Source organism: Halanaerobium kushneri (genome assembly GCF_900156285.1).
Classification (GTDB): Bacteria; Bacillota; Halanaerobiia; order Halanaerobiales; family Halanaerobiaceae; genus Halanaerobium; species Halanaerobium kushneri.
The window spans coordinates 46,841-65,610 of the sequence record NZ_FTNC01000002.1 but is presented as its reverse complement, the minus strand read 5'-3'; the positions used below and the strand labels follow the sequence as shown (position 1 = coordinate 65,610).

Sequence of the window (18,770 nt, the reverse complement as noted above, 5' to 3'; positions counted from 1 at the left end):
AATTATTATATTAAAAAGTTTCATTGGAGGTGAGCAAATGGCAGCAAATAAGGTTATTGATTTGATAAGGAATGCAGGAGTTGTTGGAGCTGGCGGTGCTGGTTTTCCAACCCATGTAAAACTGGATGCAGAAGTAGATACTTTAATAGCCAATGGGGCTGAGTGTGAGCCACTATTAGAAGTTGATCAGCAGTTAATGAAATATAAAGCCAGGGAATTTGTCAGTGCTTTAGCGGATGCAAGAGAATTGCTGGGGGCAAAAAAAGCTGTTATAGCTTTAAAGTCTAAATATAAAGAAGAAATAGCCAGTATAAATAAAGTTTTAAAAGATTATCAGCAGATTGAGATTTTTGAGATGGAGAACTTTTATCCTGCTGGAGATGAACAGCAGATTGTTTACGAAGTAACAGGGCGTATTATTCCTGAAGGTGGAATTCCTTTAATGGTCAATACTGTTGTCATTAATATTGAAACACTGGTAAATGTTAATAAAGCTTTGAAAGGAAAGAATTTAACCGAAAAATATTTAACTATCAATGGTGAAGTTAAGAATCCGCAAACTTTAAAAGTACCGCTTGGAACTTCACTTAAAAAAATAATTGATCTGGCAGGTGGTGCCACAGTTAAAGATTATAAATTGATTGATGGTGGACCGATGATGGGTAAACTGGTAAATATAGAGGATGTTGTAACTAAAACCACCAAAGGTATTCTGGTTTTACCTGCAGATCATAAAATTATAATCGACCGCAGTGTACCGATTGAAAATGATATTAGACGCTCGGTATCTGTCTGCTGTCAGTGCAGAGCCTGTACTGACGTCTGCCCACGTAATTTGCTGGGACATTCTCTTGAACCACATATGATTATGCGTGGAGTTGCTTATGGAATAGATACAGATAAGGATTTATTTACTCAGGCAGATCTCTGCTGTGAGTGTGGAGCTTGTGATACCTGGGGCTGTCCAATGGGGCTTCATCCCCGAAGTATTATTGTAGAGGTAAAAAAACAGCTGGCAGAAAATGGTTACAGACGCGAGGATAATCCAGAAGTTGATTCAGTTCATCCAATGCGCGAATATCGTCAGATTCCAGTATCCCGACTGGTTTCCAGATTGGGAATAAAAGAATATGATAGTCATTTTCCTTTTTCTGATAAAAATGTAGAGATTAAGCGAGTTGAGCTTCCTTTAACTCAGCATATTGGAGCACCGGCAAGTCCTGTAGTTAAAGTTGGAGATCTTGTAAAAAAAGGAGATTTAATTGCTGAAATACCAGCTGATTCTTTAGGAGCAAATATACATGCAGCAATTGATGGAAAAATTAAATCACTTGGAAAAAGTATAGTTATTGAGAGGTGAAAATATGAATAGAGCTGTAGGACTACTTGAATTTAATAGTATTGCTGCCGGAATTGAAATAGCAGATTTAATAGTCAAATCTGCTCATATAGAGCTGCTGCAGGCTCAACCTGTTTGTCCGGGTAAGTATGTGGCTATGTTCCATGGAGAAGTCGGTTCTGTAAAAAGTGCTGTGGAAACTGGCCAAAAAGAAAGTAAGGAATTTTTTGTGGATAGTTTTATTCTGGCAAATGTTCATCAGGATGTAATTCCTGCCTTAACAGGTGCTGTTCAGATAGGAGAGGTTAAAGCTCTGGGAGTAATTGAAACTTTTTCTGTTGCCTCAGCTATTGTTGCAGCTGATCTGGCGGCTAAAACAGCTCAGATTAGACTGCTTGAAGTCAGAACAGCAATGGGAATGGGAGGAAAGGCAGTATTAACATTTACTGGAGATATTGGTTCTGTAGAAATAGCTCTGGAAACAGCGGCAAAAAATGTTGCTGATAAGGGATTGCTTGTCAAAAAATCATTTATTCCCTCAGTACATAAAGATCTAATGGATAAGTTATTATAGGAGTGGTTTTAGTATGAAAATTTTTGTTTTAAATAGTGGAGGTTCATCAGTTAAATTCAAAATTTTAAAAATGCCAGCTGAAGAAGAAATTGCTTCTGGTAAAGTAGAAAAGCTGGGCAGTAAAGATGCAATTTTTCATTTAAACTATGATAATGATAGTCTTAAAGAGATTTTAGAGATTAAAAATCACGGTGAAGCAATCAATCATATTTTAGAAACACTGATTAAACCAGAAATTAAAGTTTTAAATAAGTACCAGGAAATTGATGTAGTTGGACATCGAGTGGTTCATGCAGGTGAGAATTTTACTGGTTCTGTAATGATTGATCAAAAAGTTATGGATACTATAAGAGATAGTTTTGATCTGGCACCACTGCATAATCCACCTAATTTAAAAGGGATAGAAATTTTTAAAGAAATTTTACCTGAGACACCGATGGTTGCAGTTTTTGATAATGCTTTTCATGCAGAAATACCGGATTATGTCCGCACTTATGCTATACCTTATAAATATTACAAAAAATACTCTGTTCGCCGTTATGGCTTCCACGGCATAACATTTGATTATATGACTGATAGAGCAGCAGAAATTTTACAAAAAGATAAAAATGATTTAAAACTATTTTCTTTAATGCTCGGAAGCGGCTGTACTGCTAACGCTTTTAAAGACGGTAAATCTTATGAAGTAAGTACAGGTTTTACTCCTTTAGAAGGACTTGTTCAGTCAACTCGTTCTGGTGATGTTGATCCGGCAGCTATTCTTTATTTAATGCGAAAGGAAGATCTTTCTGTTGATGAAATGGACAGAATTTTAAATAAAGAAAGCGGCTGGAAAGGAATTTCCGAGATAAGCAGTGATTTCAGAAAAATAGTTGAGGCATATGAAGATGGTAATAAAATGGCAGAACTGGCTATTAAGACCGCAGTTCACCGGGCTCAAAAATATCTTGGTGCTTATACAGCTGTGATGGGAGGCCTGGATGCAGTTGTTTTTGCCGGTGGAGTTGGCGAAAATTCAGTGCTCTTAAGAGAAAAAATCTGCAGTAATTTGGAACATCTAAATATAAAAATAGATAAAAAGGCTAATCAGGATCTTAAAGGGGAAGGAATAATTTCAGCTGAAGATTCTGAAGTGAAAATTGTAGTTGTTAACACAGATGAAGAAGTAGTAATTGCCAGAGAAAGCTACAACAAGGTGGTGTAAATAAATGACGCAAAGCAAAAAAATATTAGCCTGTGACCTGGGTGCATCAAGTGGTAGAACAATACTGGGAAGTTTTGATGGCCAGAAAATAGATTTAGAAGTTTTACATAAATTTTCTAATGGTGGTACCTATTTAAATAATGATTTTCACTGGGATACCCTAAAACAGTATAACGAAATAAAAGCAGGTATCAAAAAGGCTATTAAAAAAACCTCTAATCAACTTGACTCGGTTGGGATTGATACCTGGGGTGTGGATTATGGTCTTTTAGATGAAAACGGGACCTTAATGTCAGTTCCTTATCATTATCGAGATCAGCGAACAGAGGGGTTAATGGAGGAAGTATTTAAAAAAATTTCTAAAGCAGAAATTTACCGGGAAACTGGAATTCAATTTATGGAGTTAAATACAATTTTTCAACTTTTTGCAGATTTAAAAAATCGTCCCTGGATTATAGATAATGCAGAGGACTTATTATTTACTCCTGATCTCTTAAATTATTTTTTAACCGGCAAAAAATTTAATGAATACACAATAGCTTCAACGTCTCAGCTTTATAATCCTTTAAAAGATAAGTGGTCAGAAAAAATTTATAATAAGCTTAATCTACCTGAGAGTATGATGCAGCAGATAATTAGACCGGGTGAAAAAGTTGGTGATATACTGCAAAAAGTAAAAGCCGAATGTGGAATTAGGGGAGAACTTCCTGTGATAGCAGTTGGCAGCCATGATACAGCTTCTGCTGTAGCAGCTGCCCCACTTAAAGATGAAAATAGTGCCTATCTCTCCAGTGGCACCTGGTCCTTACTGGGAATGGAATTAGATCAGCCAATAATTACTGAAGAAAGTCTGGCTGCTAATTTTACCAATGAACTGGGAGTAGGAAATAAAGTGAGATTTTTAAAGAATATTACTGGCCTCTGGTTAATTCAGGAATGCAAAAGAATCTGGGATAGAAGGGGTATGAACTTATCATATTCTGATATTACCGAAGCTGCTGAAGCAGCAGAACCATTTAAATATTCACTTGATCCGGATCACCATGATTTTGTAAATCCTGATAATATGCCGGAAGCAATTAAAAATTACTGTAGAGAGACCGGACAGCCAGTACCTGAGGAGCCGGGGGAGATGGCCCGGGGAATTTACGAAAGTTTAGCTCAAAATTATAAAGAGGTAATAGAAAAACTGGAAAAGCTAACAGATAAAAAAATTGAAACTCTAAATATGGTTGGTGGTGGTATTCAGGCTGAAATTCTATGTCAGTATACTGCCAACATTAGTAAAAGAAGAGTTGTGACCGGACCGATAGAGGCAACAGCAATTGGCAATATTTTAACCCAGCTGATGGCACTTGGAGAGATTGCTAGTCTTGAGGAAGGAAGAGAAATAGTTCGTAATTCTGTAGAATTAAAAGAATATTTACCAGAATAAACTTATAGATTTAGCAATAAATGAAAATAAAATGAAAAGTTAATTTAAATTTATTTTCTAAAATTTATTATTTAGATTTTTATTAAAAAATTATTATCAAAACTAATTTGAGGTGATGTTTAATGTTTAATGAGAAATATATTGAGGATTCATATAAACTGGCAAAAGATATTTATGCTGAGTGGGGAGTAGATGTAGAAAATGCCATGGATAGACTGGCTAAAATTTCCATTTCTATGCACTGCTGGCAGGGAGATGATGTAAAAGGATTTGAAAATCCAGAGGGAGAACTGACCGGTGGAATTCAGACAACAGGTAATTATCCAGGTCGGGCCAGAACAGCAGAAGAATTAAGAAATGATCTGGATCAGGCATTCTCCTTAATTCCAGGTAAGCATAAATTAAATTTACATGCAATTTATTTAGAAAACGAAGGGGAATTTGTTGATCGTGACGAAATAGAACCCAAACATTTTAAAAATTGGGTAGAATGGGCAAAAGAAAAAGGTATTGGGCTTGATTTTAATCCTACTCTATTTTCTCACGAAAAAGCAGATGATGGTTTTACTCTAACTCATCCTGATAAAGAAATTAGAGATTTCTGGATAGAACACTGCAAAAGATCTAGAAAAATCGGAGAATATTTTGGTAAGGAATTAGGTCAGACAGCTGTTACAAATATCTGGATTCCAGATGGATTTAAAGACAATCCAGTAGATAGATTTGGACCACGTAAGCGTTTAAAAGAAGCTTTAGATGAAATAACAGCCGAAAAAATTGATCCTAAATATAATCTTGATGCAGTAGAGAGCAAATTATTTGGAATTGGTTCAGAAAGTTATGTTGCCGGTTCCCACGAGTTTTATCTTGGTTATGCAATGCAGAATGATCCAATTTTATGTATGGATGCAGGTCACTATCATCCAACAGAAGTGGTTTCTAATAAAATTTCGGCGGTAATGCCATTTTTAGATGAAATATTATTACATGTCAGCCGTCCGGTAAGGTGGGATAGTGACCATGTAATCATTTTAGATGATGAGCTGCAGGCTATTGCAGAAGAAATTGTCAGACCAGGTTTTGAAGACAGAGTTCATATTGGTCTTGATTTCTTTGATGCCAGTATTAACAGAGTTGCTGCCTGGGTAATTGGAACCAGAAATATGCTCAAAGCTCTGCTAAAAGCAATGCTGGAGCCAACTGAAAAACTTAAAGAAATGGAACTCGAAGGTGATTATACCAGCAGACTTGCTTTAACAGAAGAATTTAAAACATATCCCTGGCAGGCAGTCTGGAATTATTACTGCTATCAAAATGATATTCCAGTAAGTAATGATTATCTTGATCAGATCTGGAAATATGAAGAAAAAACTTTAAATAATAGAGTTTAATCCCAATGCTATAGGAGCAGATATAGTTTTTAATTAAACTTGCTCTGCTCCTCCTTCAAAACTTAGATAATCCCATCTGCAGAAGTTAATTATTATAAACTAATTTAAATTTTTGGAATAATATCAATTTTAAAATGAGGTGCTAAAATGAAGAGGTTTGGTTTTAAATTATTTTTAAAAGATAAAAATACAATTGCTGAATATAAAAAACGGCACGATGAAATTTGGCCTGAAATGTTAGAAGTTCTTGATAAAGCAGGGATTAAAAATTATTCTATCTGGAATTCAGGAAAAGTTTTATTTGGCTATTATGAATGTGAAGATAAAAATTATGCAGATAAAGTTCAGGCTGAAAGCGAAGTTGTGGCTAAGTGGAACCATCATATGGAAGATTTACTCGAAAGTGAAGAAAATGAAGAAGGAAAACTTGTACCGGTTATTGAGCCAATGGATTTAATGTTTTATAAAAAGTAGTTGCTTTTAAATGATTTATTGGACAAATATTTTTAAAAGGAGAGGTAATAATGTCCAAATATATTCTTGAGTTAAAAAATATAACTAAAACTTTTCCGGGAGTTAAAGCTTTAGATAATGTTAATTTTCAGTTAAAAGCTGGAGAAATACATGCTCTGATGGGAGAAAATGGTGCAGGGAAATCCACTTTTATTAAAGTAATTACCGGAGTTCATCAGCCAAACGGGGGAGAAATTTATTTAAATGGAGAAAAAATAAATATTAAAAACCCAAATGATTCTAAAGATTTGGGGATAGCAGCTATTTATCAGCATGCGACCAGTTATCCTCATTTAAGTGTTACTGAAAACATTTTTATGGGGCATGAAAAGATTGATTCCAGTACTAAAAGAATTTTATGGGAAGATATGCATAAAGCAGCTGAAAAACATCTGCAGGAATTGGGAGCAGAGTTTGATCCCAGACGAAGAATGAGTACTTTAAGTGTTGCTCAGCAGCAGATTGTAGAGATTGCCAAAGCTATTTCAACTAATGCAGAAATAATTATTATGGATGAGCCTACTGCTTCTTTGACCAAGACAGAGAGTGAAGATTTATATAGAATTACCGAAAAACTTCAGAAAATAGGTACTTCAATAATTTTTATTTCTCACCGCTTTGAAGATATGTATCGTCTGGCTGATCGGGTTACAGTACTCAGAGATTCACAGTATATAGGGACCTGGGGAGTAAATGAAGTCTCAAATAAAGATTTAATTAAAGCTATGGTGGGCAGAGAAATTAATCAGTTATTTCCTAAAACAGAAAAAGAAATAGGTCAGGAAATTATGAGGGTTGAAAATCTCAACCGCAAAGGGTTTTTTAAAGATATATCATTTTCACTAAAAGAAGGAGAGATTCTGGCTATTACGGGTCTTGTAGGAGCAGGTAGAACAGAGTTATGCGAATCACTCTTTGGTCTGGCTGAATATGATAGTGGCAAAATATATTTTGAAAATCAAGAAGTTAAAATTAATGAAGTCCGGGACGCAATGAAATTAGGTATTGGTTATCTGCCGGAAGACCGTCAGGAACAGGGACTGATACTGGACTGGGAACTGGATAAAAATATCACTTTAACTGCTTTAGATAAAATTTCTAAGAACGGCTGGATTAATAGAAAAAAAGAAAAGAGTATTGCCAAGAAGTTGGCAGAAAAAGTCAATGTTAAAGCAAGATCAATTTTTGATCTGGCAAAACAGCTATCTGGTGGAAATCAGCAGAAGGTAGTTGTAGCTAAACTTCTAACTTCTGATTTGAAGGTAATTATTTTAGATGAACCTACCAAGGGAGTAGATGTTGGAGCTAAGTCACAAATCTTTGAGATAATGAGTGATCTGGCAGCTCAGGGATATGCTATAATTATGGTTTCGTCAGAAATGCCTGAAGTTTTGGGGATGGGAGATAGAATTTTGGTGATGAGAAATGGCGAAATAACTGCAAAAATGAATGTGGAAGAAGCAGATCAGGAGAAAATACTGGAAGCAGCTATGAAAGAAAAGAAATAAGAAATTTAATATTAGAGGTGAATACATATGTCTGAAAAAAGTTCTGAAAATAAAATGAGTCTGGAACGAATTCAACAGATTAGAGAATTCAGCCTGATTGGTTTTATAGTTATACTTTCGATATTTGTTCAATTTCGCAACAGCAATTTTTTGACAATGTCAAATATAGATGATCTATTAACAAATACTGCTATTCTATCAATTTTAGCTGTGGGAATGATGATGGTTATAATAACCAGAGGAATTGACCTTTCTATTGGAGCTAACCTGGCTTTATCGGGGATGTTGACTTCAATGTTGGTGGCAAGATATCCTGGTCTCCATCCTATAGCAGCATTATTGCTTGGTACCTTAATTGGTTTAATCAGTGGTTCAATTATTGGACTATTAGTAGCCAAATTTAAAATTTTACCAATTATTGCTACCCTGGGTATGATGAATGTTTTTAGAGGGGTAACATTTTTAATAAGTGGGGGAAAATGGGTCAGTGCCTATCAGATGTCTGATAGTTTTAAAGCAATTTCAACCGGCAGTATATTTGGTATAAATAACTTGATTTTAATAGCAGTTATTATTTATATTGTTTTTTACTATTTTATTAATTATACCCGTACCGGACGTAAAATATATGCTGTAGGAAGCAGTCCAGATTCTGCAAAGGTAAGTGGTATAGATGTTACTAAGATTACCTGGATGGTTTATTCAATTATGGGTTCACTTGCCGGGCTTTCAGGAGTTCTCTGGGTTTCAAAATTTGCTTCTGCTCAGAGTAATACAGCTGCAGGTTATGAATTAAATGTTATTGCAGCCTGTGTAATTGGGGGGATAAGTATTGCCGGTGGAGAAGGAAAAGTTACCGGTCTGATTTCCGGGGTATTACTCTACGGTATTTTAGAAAACGCTCTGCCAATGATTAATGTTTCACCATTCTGGCAGAATGCAATTCAGGGTGCAGTAATCTTAATTGCAGTAATTGTTAGTGCTTTAATTAAAAGAAGAATAGGAAGTTCCAATAAAATAAGGAGGGAAGATTAGACAATGGGAAATAATTTTGATAATGAAGTTGCTTTAAATAGAGAAATTAGAGCGGAAAAAGAGTTTAATTTAAAAGATTTCTTTTTCCAGTGGGAATGGCTGTTGCTTTTAATTTTTATTGCTATCCACATTATGAATGCTCAATTATCTCCTTATTATTTAAATACCTATACACTGCTTGATGCAACAATGACTTTTTTGGATAAGGCATTTATTGCTCTATCTATGACATTTGTCATTATCTTTGGTGATATTGATATTTCTGTTGGCTCAACTGTAGCTTTATCTTCGGTAATTATGGCGGTTTTATATAATGCGGGCTTATCAATGCCGCTGGCAATAGGTGTCTGTCTTTTAGTTGGAATTACCGCCGGTTTTATTAATGGAATTTTGATTGTTAAATTTAAAGAACTTTCTGCAGTAATAATAACTCTATCAACTATGATTTTATATCGAGGAATTGCCTATATTATTCTAGAAGACCAGGCTTCAGGTGGTTTTCCAATGTGGTTTAATTTTTTAGGCTGGGGATATATTAAGACTCTGATCCCCTTTATCTTAATTGTTTTTGTTGTAGCAGCAGTAATATTTTATCTTTTACTACATAAAACAACATTTGGCAGGAAAGTTTATGCAATTGGCAATAATGATGTAGCCAGTTTATTTTCTGGAGTTAAAGTAGATAAAATGAAAATTATTGTTTTCACCTTGAATGGTTTTATGGCAGCTCTGGCAGCACTGTTTTTAACTTCAAAAATGGGAAGCACCAGACCTAATATTGCCTCAGGCTATGAGCTAGATGTAATTGCGATGGTTGTTTTAGGAGGTGTAAGTACTTCGGGTGGAAAAGGTAAGATGATAGGGGTTTTATTGTCTATCTTTATTATTGGATTTTTACGCTATGGACTTGGACTTGTAAATGTACCATCTCAGGTCATTCTGATTATCATTGGTGCTTTACTAATCTTCTCAGTTATGGTATCCAATTTACTCTATGGAAATAAATCTGATTAAATAATAGACTTTATTAAGTAATTAATTTTATACCGGGAAAACCACTTACTACCCGGTATATTTTAATCAACATAAAATTAAAAGGAGGAGTTTGTGTATGAAGAAAGTTATTATTGGAATGTTGGCCTTGTTAATGGTTTTTTCTCTGGTGGGTGCTGCTGCAGCTCAAAGCGGTAAATATGCTTTAGTTGTAAAGAGTGCAGGTAATCCATTTATGGAAAAAGTTAGAGATGGTTTTTCTGATGCCATTAATGAAGTGGGTGGAGAAGTTATTTACAAAGCACCTGCTGAACCAACAGTAGAAGCACAAATTATCATGATTGAACAGCTAATTACACAGAGAGTAGATGCAATTGCGATTTCTGCGAATGATCCTGATGCTCTACAGCCAGCTCTACAGAAAGCTATGAATAGAGGTATTAAAGTGCTGTCATTAGATTCAGCTGTTAATCCTCAGAGCAGAATGGTTCATGTAAATCAGGCTGATCCAGAACAGATTGGTCGAGTTCAAATTCAGGGTATTGCAGAAATGATTGGTTATGAAGGTCAGATAGCTGTTTTAAGTGCAACCTCTCAAGCTACCAATCAAAATCTCTGGATTGACTGGATGAAAAAAGAATTAGAAAAACCTGAGTACGATAATATGGAGCTTGTTAAAGTTGCTTATGGTGATGACTTAAGAGATAAGAGTGTATCTGAAACAGAAGCACTTTTAAAATCATATCCTAATCTAAAGGGTATCATTGCTCCAACTACTGTTGGTATAGCAGCAGCAGGTAAAGTTTTAACTGATAGAGATCTTGCTGGTGAAGTTTACTTAACTGGTTTAGGTCTTCCAAGTGAGATGGCAGAATATATTAAAAATGGTGTCTGCCCCTGGATGTATCTCTGGAATCCAATTGACTTAGGTTATCTTGCCGGCCAGACAGCTGAAGCATTAGTTAAAGAAGATATTACTGGAGCAGTTGGAGAATCATTTACAGCTGGTGACTTAGGTCAAAAAGAAGTTATTAAAGCTGGAGACGGAACAGAAATTATGTTAGGTGCACCATTTAAATTTGATGCTGACAATATTGATGAATGGAAAGATGTATATTAAAAACTAATATTTAATCAGTATTAACTGAGAAAATTATATGCTATCAGTTCTAATTGTAGGGCTGATAGCATATTTAATAAATCAAATTTTATTTTTTTAAACTATAATAATCCAAAATTGGACATAAGGAGAATTTAGTATGCAAAATCAAAGTGAATTAAATCAGATTAAAGAAATGGTTTATGATCAGGTAATGGAAGAAGCTGGTTTGGGATATTTTTATAAGTTTATAATGCCAGAAGAAGTTTTAGTTGGTCCGGGTTGTGTCAGAAAGATTGGTAAAGAAGCAGTAGAATTAGGAAATAAGGCTCTTTTAGTTACTGACAAAGGTATAACTAACCTTAATTTACACAGCTCTACAGTTAGATCCTTAGAAAAAAATGGTGTTCAAATTCATATTTATGATCAGGTTCAGTCTGATCCTGATGATAAAGTAATTATGGAGGGGGTAAGGACAGCCCGTGATAAAAATGTAGATTTTATTGTTGCAATTGGCGGAGGAAGTTCTTTGGATGCAGCAAAGGCAATTTCTTTTATGCTTAATAATCCAGAGCCAATCTCTCAATATGAGGGGGCAGATAAAATTGAAAATCCGGGTTTGCCTTTGATTGCAATTGCAACTACTGCAGGAACTGGAAGTGAAGTCTCAGTTTCTACAGTTGTTACTGACAGCAAGAGAAACAAAAAAATGGTTATCAGCAGTAAATATCTGGTTCCAAAAATTGCGGTAGTTGATGCTGAATTAACTTCCGGTCTGCCAGCTTCAATTACTGCTGCAACTGGAATTGATGTTCTGGTTCATGCAGTAGAGGCTTATTTATCGAAAAATTCAATCACTATTTCTAGAGCTCTGGCAGATCACTCTGTTAAATATGTTGTAGAAAATTTACCGCTGGCGGTTGGTAATGGTGAAAATATTGAAGCCAGACACAGGATGTGCATTGCATCATTAATGGCCGGAATGGCATTTTCCAATGTTGGTCTGGGAGTCTGTCATGCAACAGCTCATCAGCTGGGAACAACCTATAACATTCCCCATGGAGTAGCAAATGCTATAATGCTGCCTGCTGTATTAAAATTTAATAAACTTGTTAGTAAAAAACAGCTGTCAGAACTGGCCCACTCTCTGGGAGCAAAAATAGAGGGGTTGACAGAAAGAGAAGCAGCAGAAGCGGCAATTAAAGAGATTAAATATCTAATTTCTGATTTAGGCTTACCGTCATCTATCAGTGAAATTGGTGGCAGTAAAGATGATTTTAAATCTATGGCTAGAGATGCATTAGATGACCCTACATTAGCCACCAATCCTCGTAAAGCAGATTTAAGTGATATTTTAAAAATTTATGAGAATGCATTTTAATAATAAGGGTGAAAATAATGAAAATCAAAGATCTAAAAGTATATTATTTAAAAGTTCCTTTAAAAAAAGAATTTAAAACATCACTCCGAACAGTAAAAATTGCAGAAGAAATTATAGTTGAAATTGAAACTGACACAGGTGATATTGGATATGGAGAGGCTGCACCAACAGCTGTAATTACAGGAGATATAAATTCCAGTATTAGCGGAATAATACAAAAATATATTAGACCTAAATTGATTGGAGAAAGTATAGGGAATATTGAAAAAATACATTTTTTAATTGAAGAGTCTGCAGTAAATAATAACAGTGCAAAAGCGGCTGTGGAAATGGCAGTTTATGATCTTTTTGCTCAAAAATTAGATGTTCCACTATATAAAATACTGGGTGGCTATAGAAATTCATTGAATTCTGATTTATCCATTAGTGTTAACTCTCCAGCTCAAATGAAAGTTGAGGCACTCCAGGCAGTTAGTGATGGATATCAGGTATTAAAATTAAAAGTGGGTAAAGACTATCAAAAAGATTTAGACCGATTTAGAGCAGTTAGAAATGCAGTTGGTAAAAATATTAAAATTAGACTTGATGCGAATCAGGGCTGGCAGCCAAAAGAAGCAGTTTCAATAATTAGAGCAATGGAAGCAGAAAACTTAAAGCCTGAGTTAATAGAACAGCCTGTTAAGGCAGATGATTATCAGGGTTTAAAATTTGTCAGAGACAGCGTTCTTACTCCAATTATGGCAGATGAAAGTCTCTTTAGTGCCAGAGACTGTCTGCATTTATTAAAAATGCAGGCCTGTGATTTAATAAACATTAAATTAATGAAAGCGGGAGGGATTTATAATGCATTAAAAATTAATGCAATAGCAGAAGCTTATGGGATTGAAGTAATGCTGGGAAGCATGTTGGAGGCAAAAGTTTCAGTTACTGCAGCAGCTCATCTGGCAGCAGCTAAGAAGAATATAACCAGACTTGATTTAGATGCACCATTATATTTGGCAGAAGATCCAGTTGAAGGTGGTATAATTTTAAATGGCAGGCAGATTAGTTTTCCAGACGAGAAAGGGCTGGGAATTAGAAAGTTAAATAATTTAATTGAAATCAAATAAAGCTTAAAAAAACAAATTAATAGTTGCAAAATTTAAAATCTTATGCTACACTAATATACAGAATACAGTACACTGTATTTTATTTTATATCATTGTACAGAAAATTGTATATTAATAAGGAGGTATATTATGTTTTCTGAAATAAAAAGTAAGATGATGTCAAAAATTGGCTTTATAACTTCAATGCTGGCCAGAGATTTCTTTTTAAAAAACGTAGGTGAAAGAATTGATACAATTAGTGGGTATGCTGAACGGTATGGCACCGGTCGCGGCACAGTACAGTCAGCTATTTCATTTTTAACTGAACATCAGGCAGTAGAACTGGAGTCAAAAGGGCACCTTGGAAGCTATATTCTTAGTTTAGATTATCAGTTACTCTGGGAAATTGCAGATTTAGGGATGATTATGGGATTATTACCACTTCCTTATTCACTTCGCTATGAAGGTCTGGCAACTGGCCTAAATAAACAGTTTAAAGCGGCTAATTTTAATTACAGTATTGCCTATACCAGGGGTGCTGAAAAAAGATTAAATGTCTTAAAAGACGACAAATATGATTTCATTGTCTTATCTAAATTTGCAGCTAAAAATTATAATGATAATGATCAATTTGAGATTTTATATGAGTTTGGTTCGGGAACCTACCTTTCCAAACATGTAATAGTATTCTCGGGTCCAGAAAACAAAAAAATTGAAAGTGGAATGAAAATTGGTCTTGACTCGACTTCAATTGACCATAAGGTTTTGACAGAACTTGAATGTCAAAATAAAGAAGTTGAATTTGTAGAATTAACTTACATGAAAATTATGGAGCATATTAAAAATAAAACAATAGATGCAGCAATCTGGAATTATGATGAAATTAAAAATCTGGATAATATAAACTTTACTGATCTGCAGCATCAAAGCTCTATTAAGAAAAATAAAGAAATTAGTAATGCAGTTATTTTGGTCAATAAAAACAGCAGAATGATTAAAAGAATTTTAAGCAAAACTATTAATCCTGAGTCAGTTATTGAAGTTCAAAAAGAAGTTTATGATCACAAATTAATTCCGGAGTATTAGGAGGAAAAAAATGGAGCAGAAATTAAATGAGCGTCTGGAAATTCTGGTACAGGGTAAACAGCTGGAGCCGGAATTGAAAGTGAAAATTGTTAATTTATTAAAAAAATTTGAATCTGATTTTGCAGTTGAGATGACAAGTGAAAATGCTGCTATGCTGGTAACTCACCTGCCAATGGCCTTGATGAGAATAAAAAGAGGAGAAGAGGTTGAAGATTTAGATGAAGCGATCTTAGCAGAATTAAAAAAAGAGGTTTACTATTCTAAATGTATTGAATTTATCCAAAAAATAGAATCTGAAACCGAAATTGAAATTCCCTCTGGAGAAAAAAACTATCTGGCATTACATTTTTGTAATTTAATCAAACAGGAAAGGAGGGAATAAAAAATGAAAATTGTTGTTGGAGGTCAGGTTGACCGTCAGGAAATAGCAAATAAGATAAAGGAAATAGCTGGTGAAAAAGTCGAAGTTGAGATTATGGATGATATTCAGGCAGCTACAGCCATTAAAACTGGAAATGCTGACTATTATTTTGGTGCCTGTCATACAGGAGGTGGAGGAGCGCTGGGAATGGCAATGGCTATTTTAACTAATGCAAAATGTGCCACTGTCTCTATGCCCGGGCGTGGTCCTAAAGCTGAAAAAATAAAGGAAGAAGTAAAAAATGGTAAGGTAGCCTTTGGATTTACTGCTGATCATATCGATAAAACTGTAACACTTTTATTGAAAAATATTTTGAATTAAATAAACATATCAATTTAAACGAGGAGTGTATAAGATGCAGACAATTTTGATGGCATTAATGGGAGGACTGGCAGCAATACTCACCAATAAGGGAATTGCAGTATTCAATGATGGGCTTCGCCCAATTATTCCTGAACACGTTGAAGGAAGAATGAGTAAACGAGATCTGGCGGCGACTTCGTTTGCGATGAGTTTTGGTCTGGTAATTGGATTTGGAATTCCTTTTAGTTTATCAGCTAATATACTTTTAATACATAGTATTTTACTCGGTACAGATGTTATTGGAACCTGGGCACCGGACGGCAAAAAGGGAATGGTCACTGCTGGTATTGTTGGTGCTCTTTACGGGCTGGGATTAATGTATGGTCTGGAATTTGTAGTTAATATTTTCGAAAAAATGCCTGTTAACTTTTTGAGTGATTTAGGGAAAGTTGGGGATCCGATAGTTGTAGCTTTTGCTGCTTTTCCTGCTTTAGCTACTGCCTATCAGTTTGGGATAAAAAAAGGTGTTTTTAATCTACTGGCAGCCGGGCTTGTTAGACAGCTGGCTGTGACTTTTAGTCCGCTGATGCTGGCTGGAATGGAGGTAAGTATTAATCCAGAAGGTATGGCTCTGATTACTGGAATGCTTATCTTACTCATTTTTGCTACCAGAGAAAAAAGCAGTAATACCAATGTTGGCGATCTGGTTTCAGTCTTTAGTGAAAGAGTTGCTAGAATCAAGAAAAATTTACCTATGCTGGCTGTAATGGGAGCTTTAGTGGCGGCAGCAACTGCCTATCAGATCTTGGCTGGAGATCCAATTTCACTTAATCTCATGAAAGAAGGGGCTTTAAACGAAGCTGCCCTGGCAGCACTGGCTCGTGGAGTTGGATTTATACCTTTAATTGCAACTACAGCTATTGCAACAGGTGTTTACAGTCCGGTTGGAATGACATTTATCTTTGCTGCAGCTTTATTTATTAAAAATCCACTACTGGCAGCAATTGCTGGTGCAGTAATTATTTCTTTAGAAATACTGTTCTTAGATAAACTGGCAGGTCTGCTGGATAGGTTTCCTGGAATCAAAAAAGCTGGTGATAACATTAGAACAGCAATGTCTAAATTGCTGGAAGTAGCTCTTTTAGTTGGTGGTATGAACGCAGCTAATGCAATTATACCTGGCTTTGGTTTTCTTTTTGTAGCTGGTTTATATATTTTAAATGAAATCGGGGATCAGCCAATTGTAAGAATGGCAGTGGGTCCAACAGCAGCTATTTTAGTTGGAATTATAGCTAATATCTTTGTTCTACTTTCGATTAGCTTTTAATTTATTTTGTTTAAGTAATTAGAAATTAATATTCAGGGGGCTCAATGCCCCCTGCTTTAAAAATAAGGAGTAAAAATGAAAAAAATGTCTGATTTAGAGAAAAAATATATTAATGCCCTGCACAGCAGTTCTAAAGCTGTGGTTTATCATAATCATAAAATTAAGGATAAATTTAAAAAGTTGAGTAAATCAAAAAATGACAATTATCTGTTGGGAGTAAAAAACACCTCACAAATATCAAAAGAATTAGTGGATAAATTAACTGAGGATCAGACTTTCCTATTACATACAATTGATAAGATGGCTCGTGGTGGAAGGGCTGTTGATCCTGAGCTAATAAATCCCCTGACAATGCGGATAATGACTGGTTCCAGCAGTGGAGGCTGTCTTAATATTCTTGAAGGAATTAATGATCTGGCTCTGGGTACAGATGGTGGGGGATCAGTTCTGGCTCCAGCGGCAGCTACCTCTCTTTATTCCTTAATGGCTAAAGGAATGGGAATTCAGGGCAATTGCAGCCGAATTTCTACTGATAATTTAGAGTTTAGACCGGGAATTGGTTTTATATCCCATGATTTTAAAATCTGTACTCTGGCATTAAAAAAATTACTTTCAGAAAAAGAACTTGCTTTAGCAGAAAAATCAAATTTAGATGAGCTGACTGTTGCTTTACCGGAAACGGAAACTGTTATATTACCGCATGGAGAAGATATGGCAGCTTTAACTGCTGAGATAGAAGTTGAGTTAAGTGATTATCAAGTGAATCGGATTAAGCTTGCAGGTAGTGAAAAGCGTAAAAAGGCAATAGAAATTATAAAAAAGACTTTTAATGAGGGAAATGAGATTATCATAACTGCAGAAGGTCCAATTGATTATTATGGCTATGGTGATTCGGTTGCCGGTAGTTTTAAAATTGCTGACTTCAGCCAGAAAAAAAGCGGTAAATATTTAATGAGAGCTGCTAATCTGGTTAATGCTACAGCGATCAGCATTCCTACTGATAGATTGGGAGTTGCTTTAATTTTGCTTGCCAGGCCTGGTATTAAAAGTGGTTTTAAAGTCATTAAACTGGCAGAGAAGCTGGCTAAAAATTATAAAAGACCGGAGCTTTTTACCCGATATTTTCTTGAAAACTATAGGAAATCAGAAAATAATTTTTTAGGAGCTGATAATTTTGATCAATATTTTAAATAAAGAGATAACTCCAGCCGAAATGGGCATTACCATGTACCATGAACACTTAACTATAGATCTTTCGGATCAAAAAAAGGACTTGGATGCCAGGCTTGGTGGAGAAGAACTAGTTGAAGATTTAAAAATAGTTAAAAAGGCTGGTGTCAAAACAATTGTCGAATTAACAAATATCGGAATGGGCAGGGATATAGACAGACTGGAGTTTTTAGCGTCAGTTTTTGATTTTAACATTATTGCCAGTACCGGTTTTTATAAAGAACCATATCTGCCTGGCTTTTTCTATCAAAAAAATAGAGAGCAGTTAGCCGAACTAATGATCAGCGAAATTAAGGATGGAATTGATGGTACTAATATTAAGGCTGGAGTAATAGGTGAGGTGGGTACCAGTCAGAAGGTGACTGATGCTGAAAAAAAATTACTGCAGGCAGCTGCACTTGCTCAAATAGAAACTGGAGTTCCAATTATTACTCATCTAACCCTGGGATGCTGTGGTTTTGAACAGCTTAAAATATTAAAAGAGGCAGGGGCGGAATTATCTAAGCTTGCACTCAGTCATTTAGATTTAGCAGCTGATATTAATTATGTTTTGCAGCTGGCAGAAAAAGGTGTATTTATCGGAATTGATACTATTGGTAAGCTTCAATATCAGAGTGATGAGTTTAGAATTAAGTTGATTAAAGAACTGATTAAAGCTGGCTATGAGGAACAGATTTTACTTTCAACTGATATTACTCGTCTTTCTCATTTAAGTGTAAATGGAGGTCACAGTTATCAGTATCTTTTCGAAGAATTTATTCCAAAACTTAAGCAAGCAAATGTAAGCAGAGATTTGATAGATAGAATTATTAGGGATAATCCAGCAAAATTATTTTCTTAAAG

18 protein-coding genes are annotated in these 18,770 nt (G+C 35.1%); all 18 read left to right on the top strand.

Going from position 1 to position 18,770, the window contains the following annotated elements; all coding sequences use genetic code 11:
• Positions 1-37: 37 nt before the first annotated feature.
• The 18 genes from BW929_RS02170 to BW929_RS02085 all read left to right on the top strand — a co-directional run bounded on the left by BW929_RS02170 (position 38) and on the right by BW929_RS02085 (position 18,768).
• The gene (locus BW929_RS02170) at positions 38-1,360 is read left to right on the top strand and encodes a 4Fe-4S dicluster domain-containing protein (protein WP_076543734.1); all 1,323 of its coding nucleotides are present in this window, start codon (positions 38-40) and stop codon (positions 1,358-1,360) included.
• Positions 1,361-1,364: 4 nt separating this feature from the next.
• Positions 1,365-1,913: a BMC domain-containing protein gene (locus BW929_RS02165; protein WP_076543733.1), complete on the top strand. Its 549-nt coding sequence runs from the start codon at positions 1,365-1,367 to the stop codon at positions 1,911-1,913.
• A 13-nt stretch (positions 1,914-1,926) separates the two neighbouring features.
• On the top strand, positions 1,927-3,117 hold the full coding sequence (locus BW929_RS02160; protein ID WP_076543732.1) for an acetate/propionate family kinase: 1,191 nt from the start codon (positions 1,927-1,929) through the stop codon (positions 3,115-3,117).
• A 4-nt stretch (positions 3,118-3,121) separates the two neighbouring features.
• Positions 3,122-4,552, top strand: a complete 1,431-nt coding sequence (locus tag BW929_RS02155; protein WP_076543731.1) for a rhamnulokinase — start codon at positions 3,122-3,124, stop codon at positions 4,550-4,552.
• A 122-nt stretch (positions 4,553-4,674) separates the two neighbouring features.
• Positions 4,675-5,943, top strand: a complete 1,269-nt coding sequence (locus BW929_RS02150; RefSeq protein ID WP_076543730.1) for an L-rhamnose isomerase — start codon at positions 4,675-4,677, stop codon at positions 5,941-5,943.
• 147 nt (positions 5,944-6,090) lie between these two features.
• Positions 6,091-6,417, top strand: coding sequence for an L-rhamnose mutarotase (locus BW929_RS02145; protein WP_076543729.1), 327 nt, complete (start codon positions 6,091-6,093; stop codon positions 6,415-6,417).
• 50 nt (positions 6,418-6,467) lie between these two features.
• On the top strand, positions 6,468-7,964 hold the full coding sequence (locus tag BW929_RS02140) for a sugar ABC transporter ATP-binding protein (protein WP_076543728.1): 1,497 nt from the start codon (positions 6,468-6,470) through the stop codon (positions 7,962-7,964).
• 27 nt (positions 7,965-7,991) lie between these two features.
• The gene (locus BW929_RS02135) at positions 7,992-8,999 is read left to right on the top strand and encodes an ABC transporter permease (RefSeq protein ID WP_076543727.1); all 1,008 of its coding nucleotides are present in this window, start codon (positions 7,992-7,994) and stop codon (positions 8,997-8,999) included.
• 3 nt (positions 9,000-9,002) lie between these two features.
• Positions 9,003-10,013 carry an ABC transporter permease gene (locus BW929_RS02130; RefSeq protein WP_076543726.1) on the top strand — a complete coding sequence of 337 codons (1,011 nt, stop codon included), beginning with the start codon at positions 9,003-9,005 and terminating at the stop codon, positions 10,011-10,013.
• A gap of 97 nt (positions 10,014-10,110) precedes the next feature.
• Complete coding sequence (gene rhaS, locus BW929_RS02125) at positions 10,111-11,112, top strand: rhamnose ABC transporter substrate-binding protein (protein ID WP_076543725.1); 1,002 nt, start codon at positions 10,111-10,113, stop codon at positions 11,110-11,112.
• Positions 11,113-11,251: 139 nt separating this feature from the next.
• Positions 11,252-12,472: an iron-containing alcohol dehydrogenase family protein gene (locus BW929_RS02120; protein ID WP_084566054.1), complete on the top strand. Its 1,221-nt coding sequence runs from the start codon at positions 11,252-11,254 to the stop codon at positions 12,470-12,472.
• Between the two features lie 17 nt (positions 12,473-12,489).
• On the top strand, positions 12,490-13,581 hold the full coding sequence (locus BW929_RS02115) for a mandelate racemase/muconate lactonizing enzyme family protein (protein ID WP_076543724.1): 1,092 nt from the start codon (positions 12,490-12,492) through the stop codon (positions 13,579-13,581).
• Between the two features lie 129 nt (positions 13,582-13,710).
• Positions 13,711-14,646, top strand: coding sequence for a GntR family transcriptional regulator YhfZ (gene yhfZ, locus BW929_RS02110; RefSeq protein ID WP_084566053.1), 936 nt, complete (start codon positions 13,711-13,713; stop codon positions 14,644-14,646).
• 10 nt (positions 14,647-14,656) lie between these two features.
• Positions 14,657-15,028, top strand: coding sequence for a PRD domain-containing protein (locus tag BW929_RS02105; RefSeq protein WP_076543723.1), 372 nt, complete (start codon positions 14,657-14,659; stop codon positions 15,026-15,028).
• 3 nt (positions 15,029-15,031) lie between these two features.
• Positions 15,032-15,388 carry a DUF2620 domain-containing protein gene (locus BW929_RS02100; RefSeq protein ID WP_076543722.1) on the top strand — a complete coding sequence of 119 codons (357 nt, stop codon included), beginning with the start codon at positions 15,032-15,034 and terminating at the stop codon, positions 15,386-15,388.
• Between the two features lie 34 nt (positions 15,389-15,422).
• Entirely contained in the window at positions 15,423-16,697 is a 1,275-nt protein-coding gene (locus BW929_RS02095; protein ID WP_076543721.1) for a YhfT family protein, read from the top strand.
• A gap of 75 nt (positions 16,698-16,772) precedes the next feature.
• On the top strand, positions 16,773-17,891 hold the full coding sequence (locus BW929_RS02090) for an amidase family protein (protein ID WP_076543720.1): 1,119 nt from the start codon (positions 16,773-16,775) through the stop codon (positions 17,889-17,891).
• Positions 17,872-18,768 carry a phosphotriesterase family protein gene (locus BW929_RS02085; RefSeq protein ID WP_200805212.1) on the top strand — a complete coding sequence of 299 codons (897 nt, stop codon included), beginning with the start codon at positions 17,872-17,874 and terminating at the stop codon, positions 18,766-18,768. The genes BW929_RS02090 and BW929_RS02085 overlap by 20 nt, the downstream gene beginning before the upstream one ends.
• Positions 18,769-18,770 lie beyond the last annotated feature (2 nt).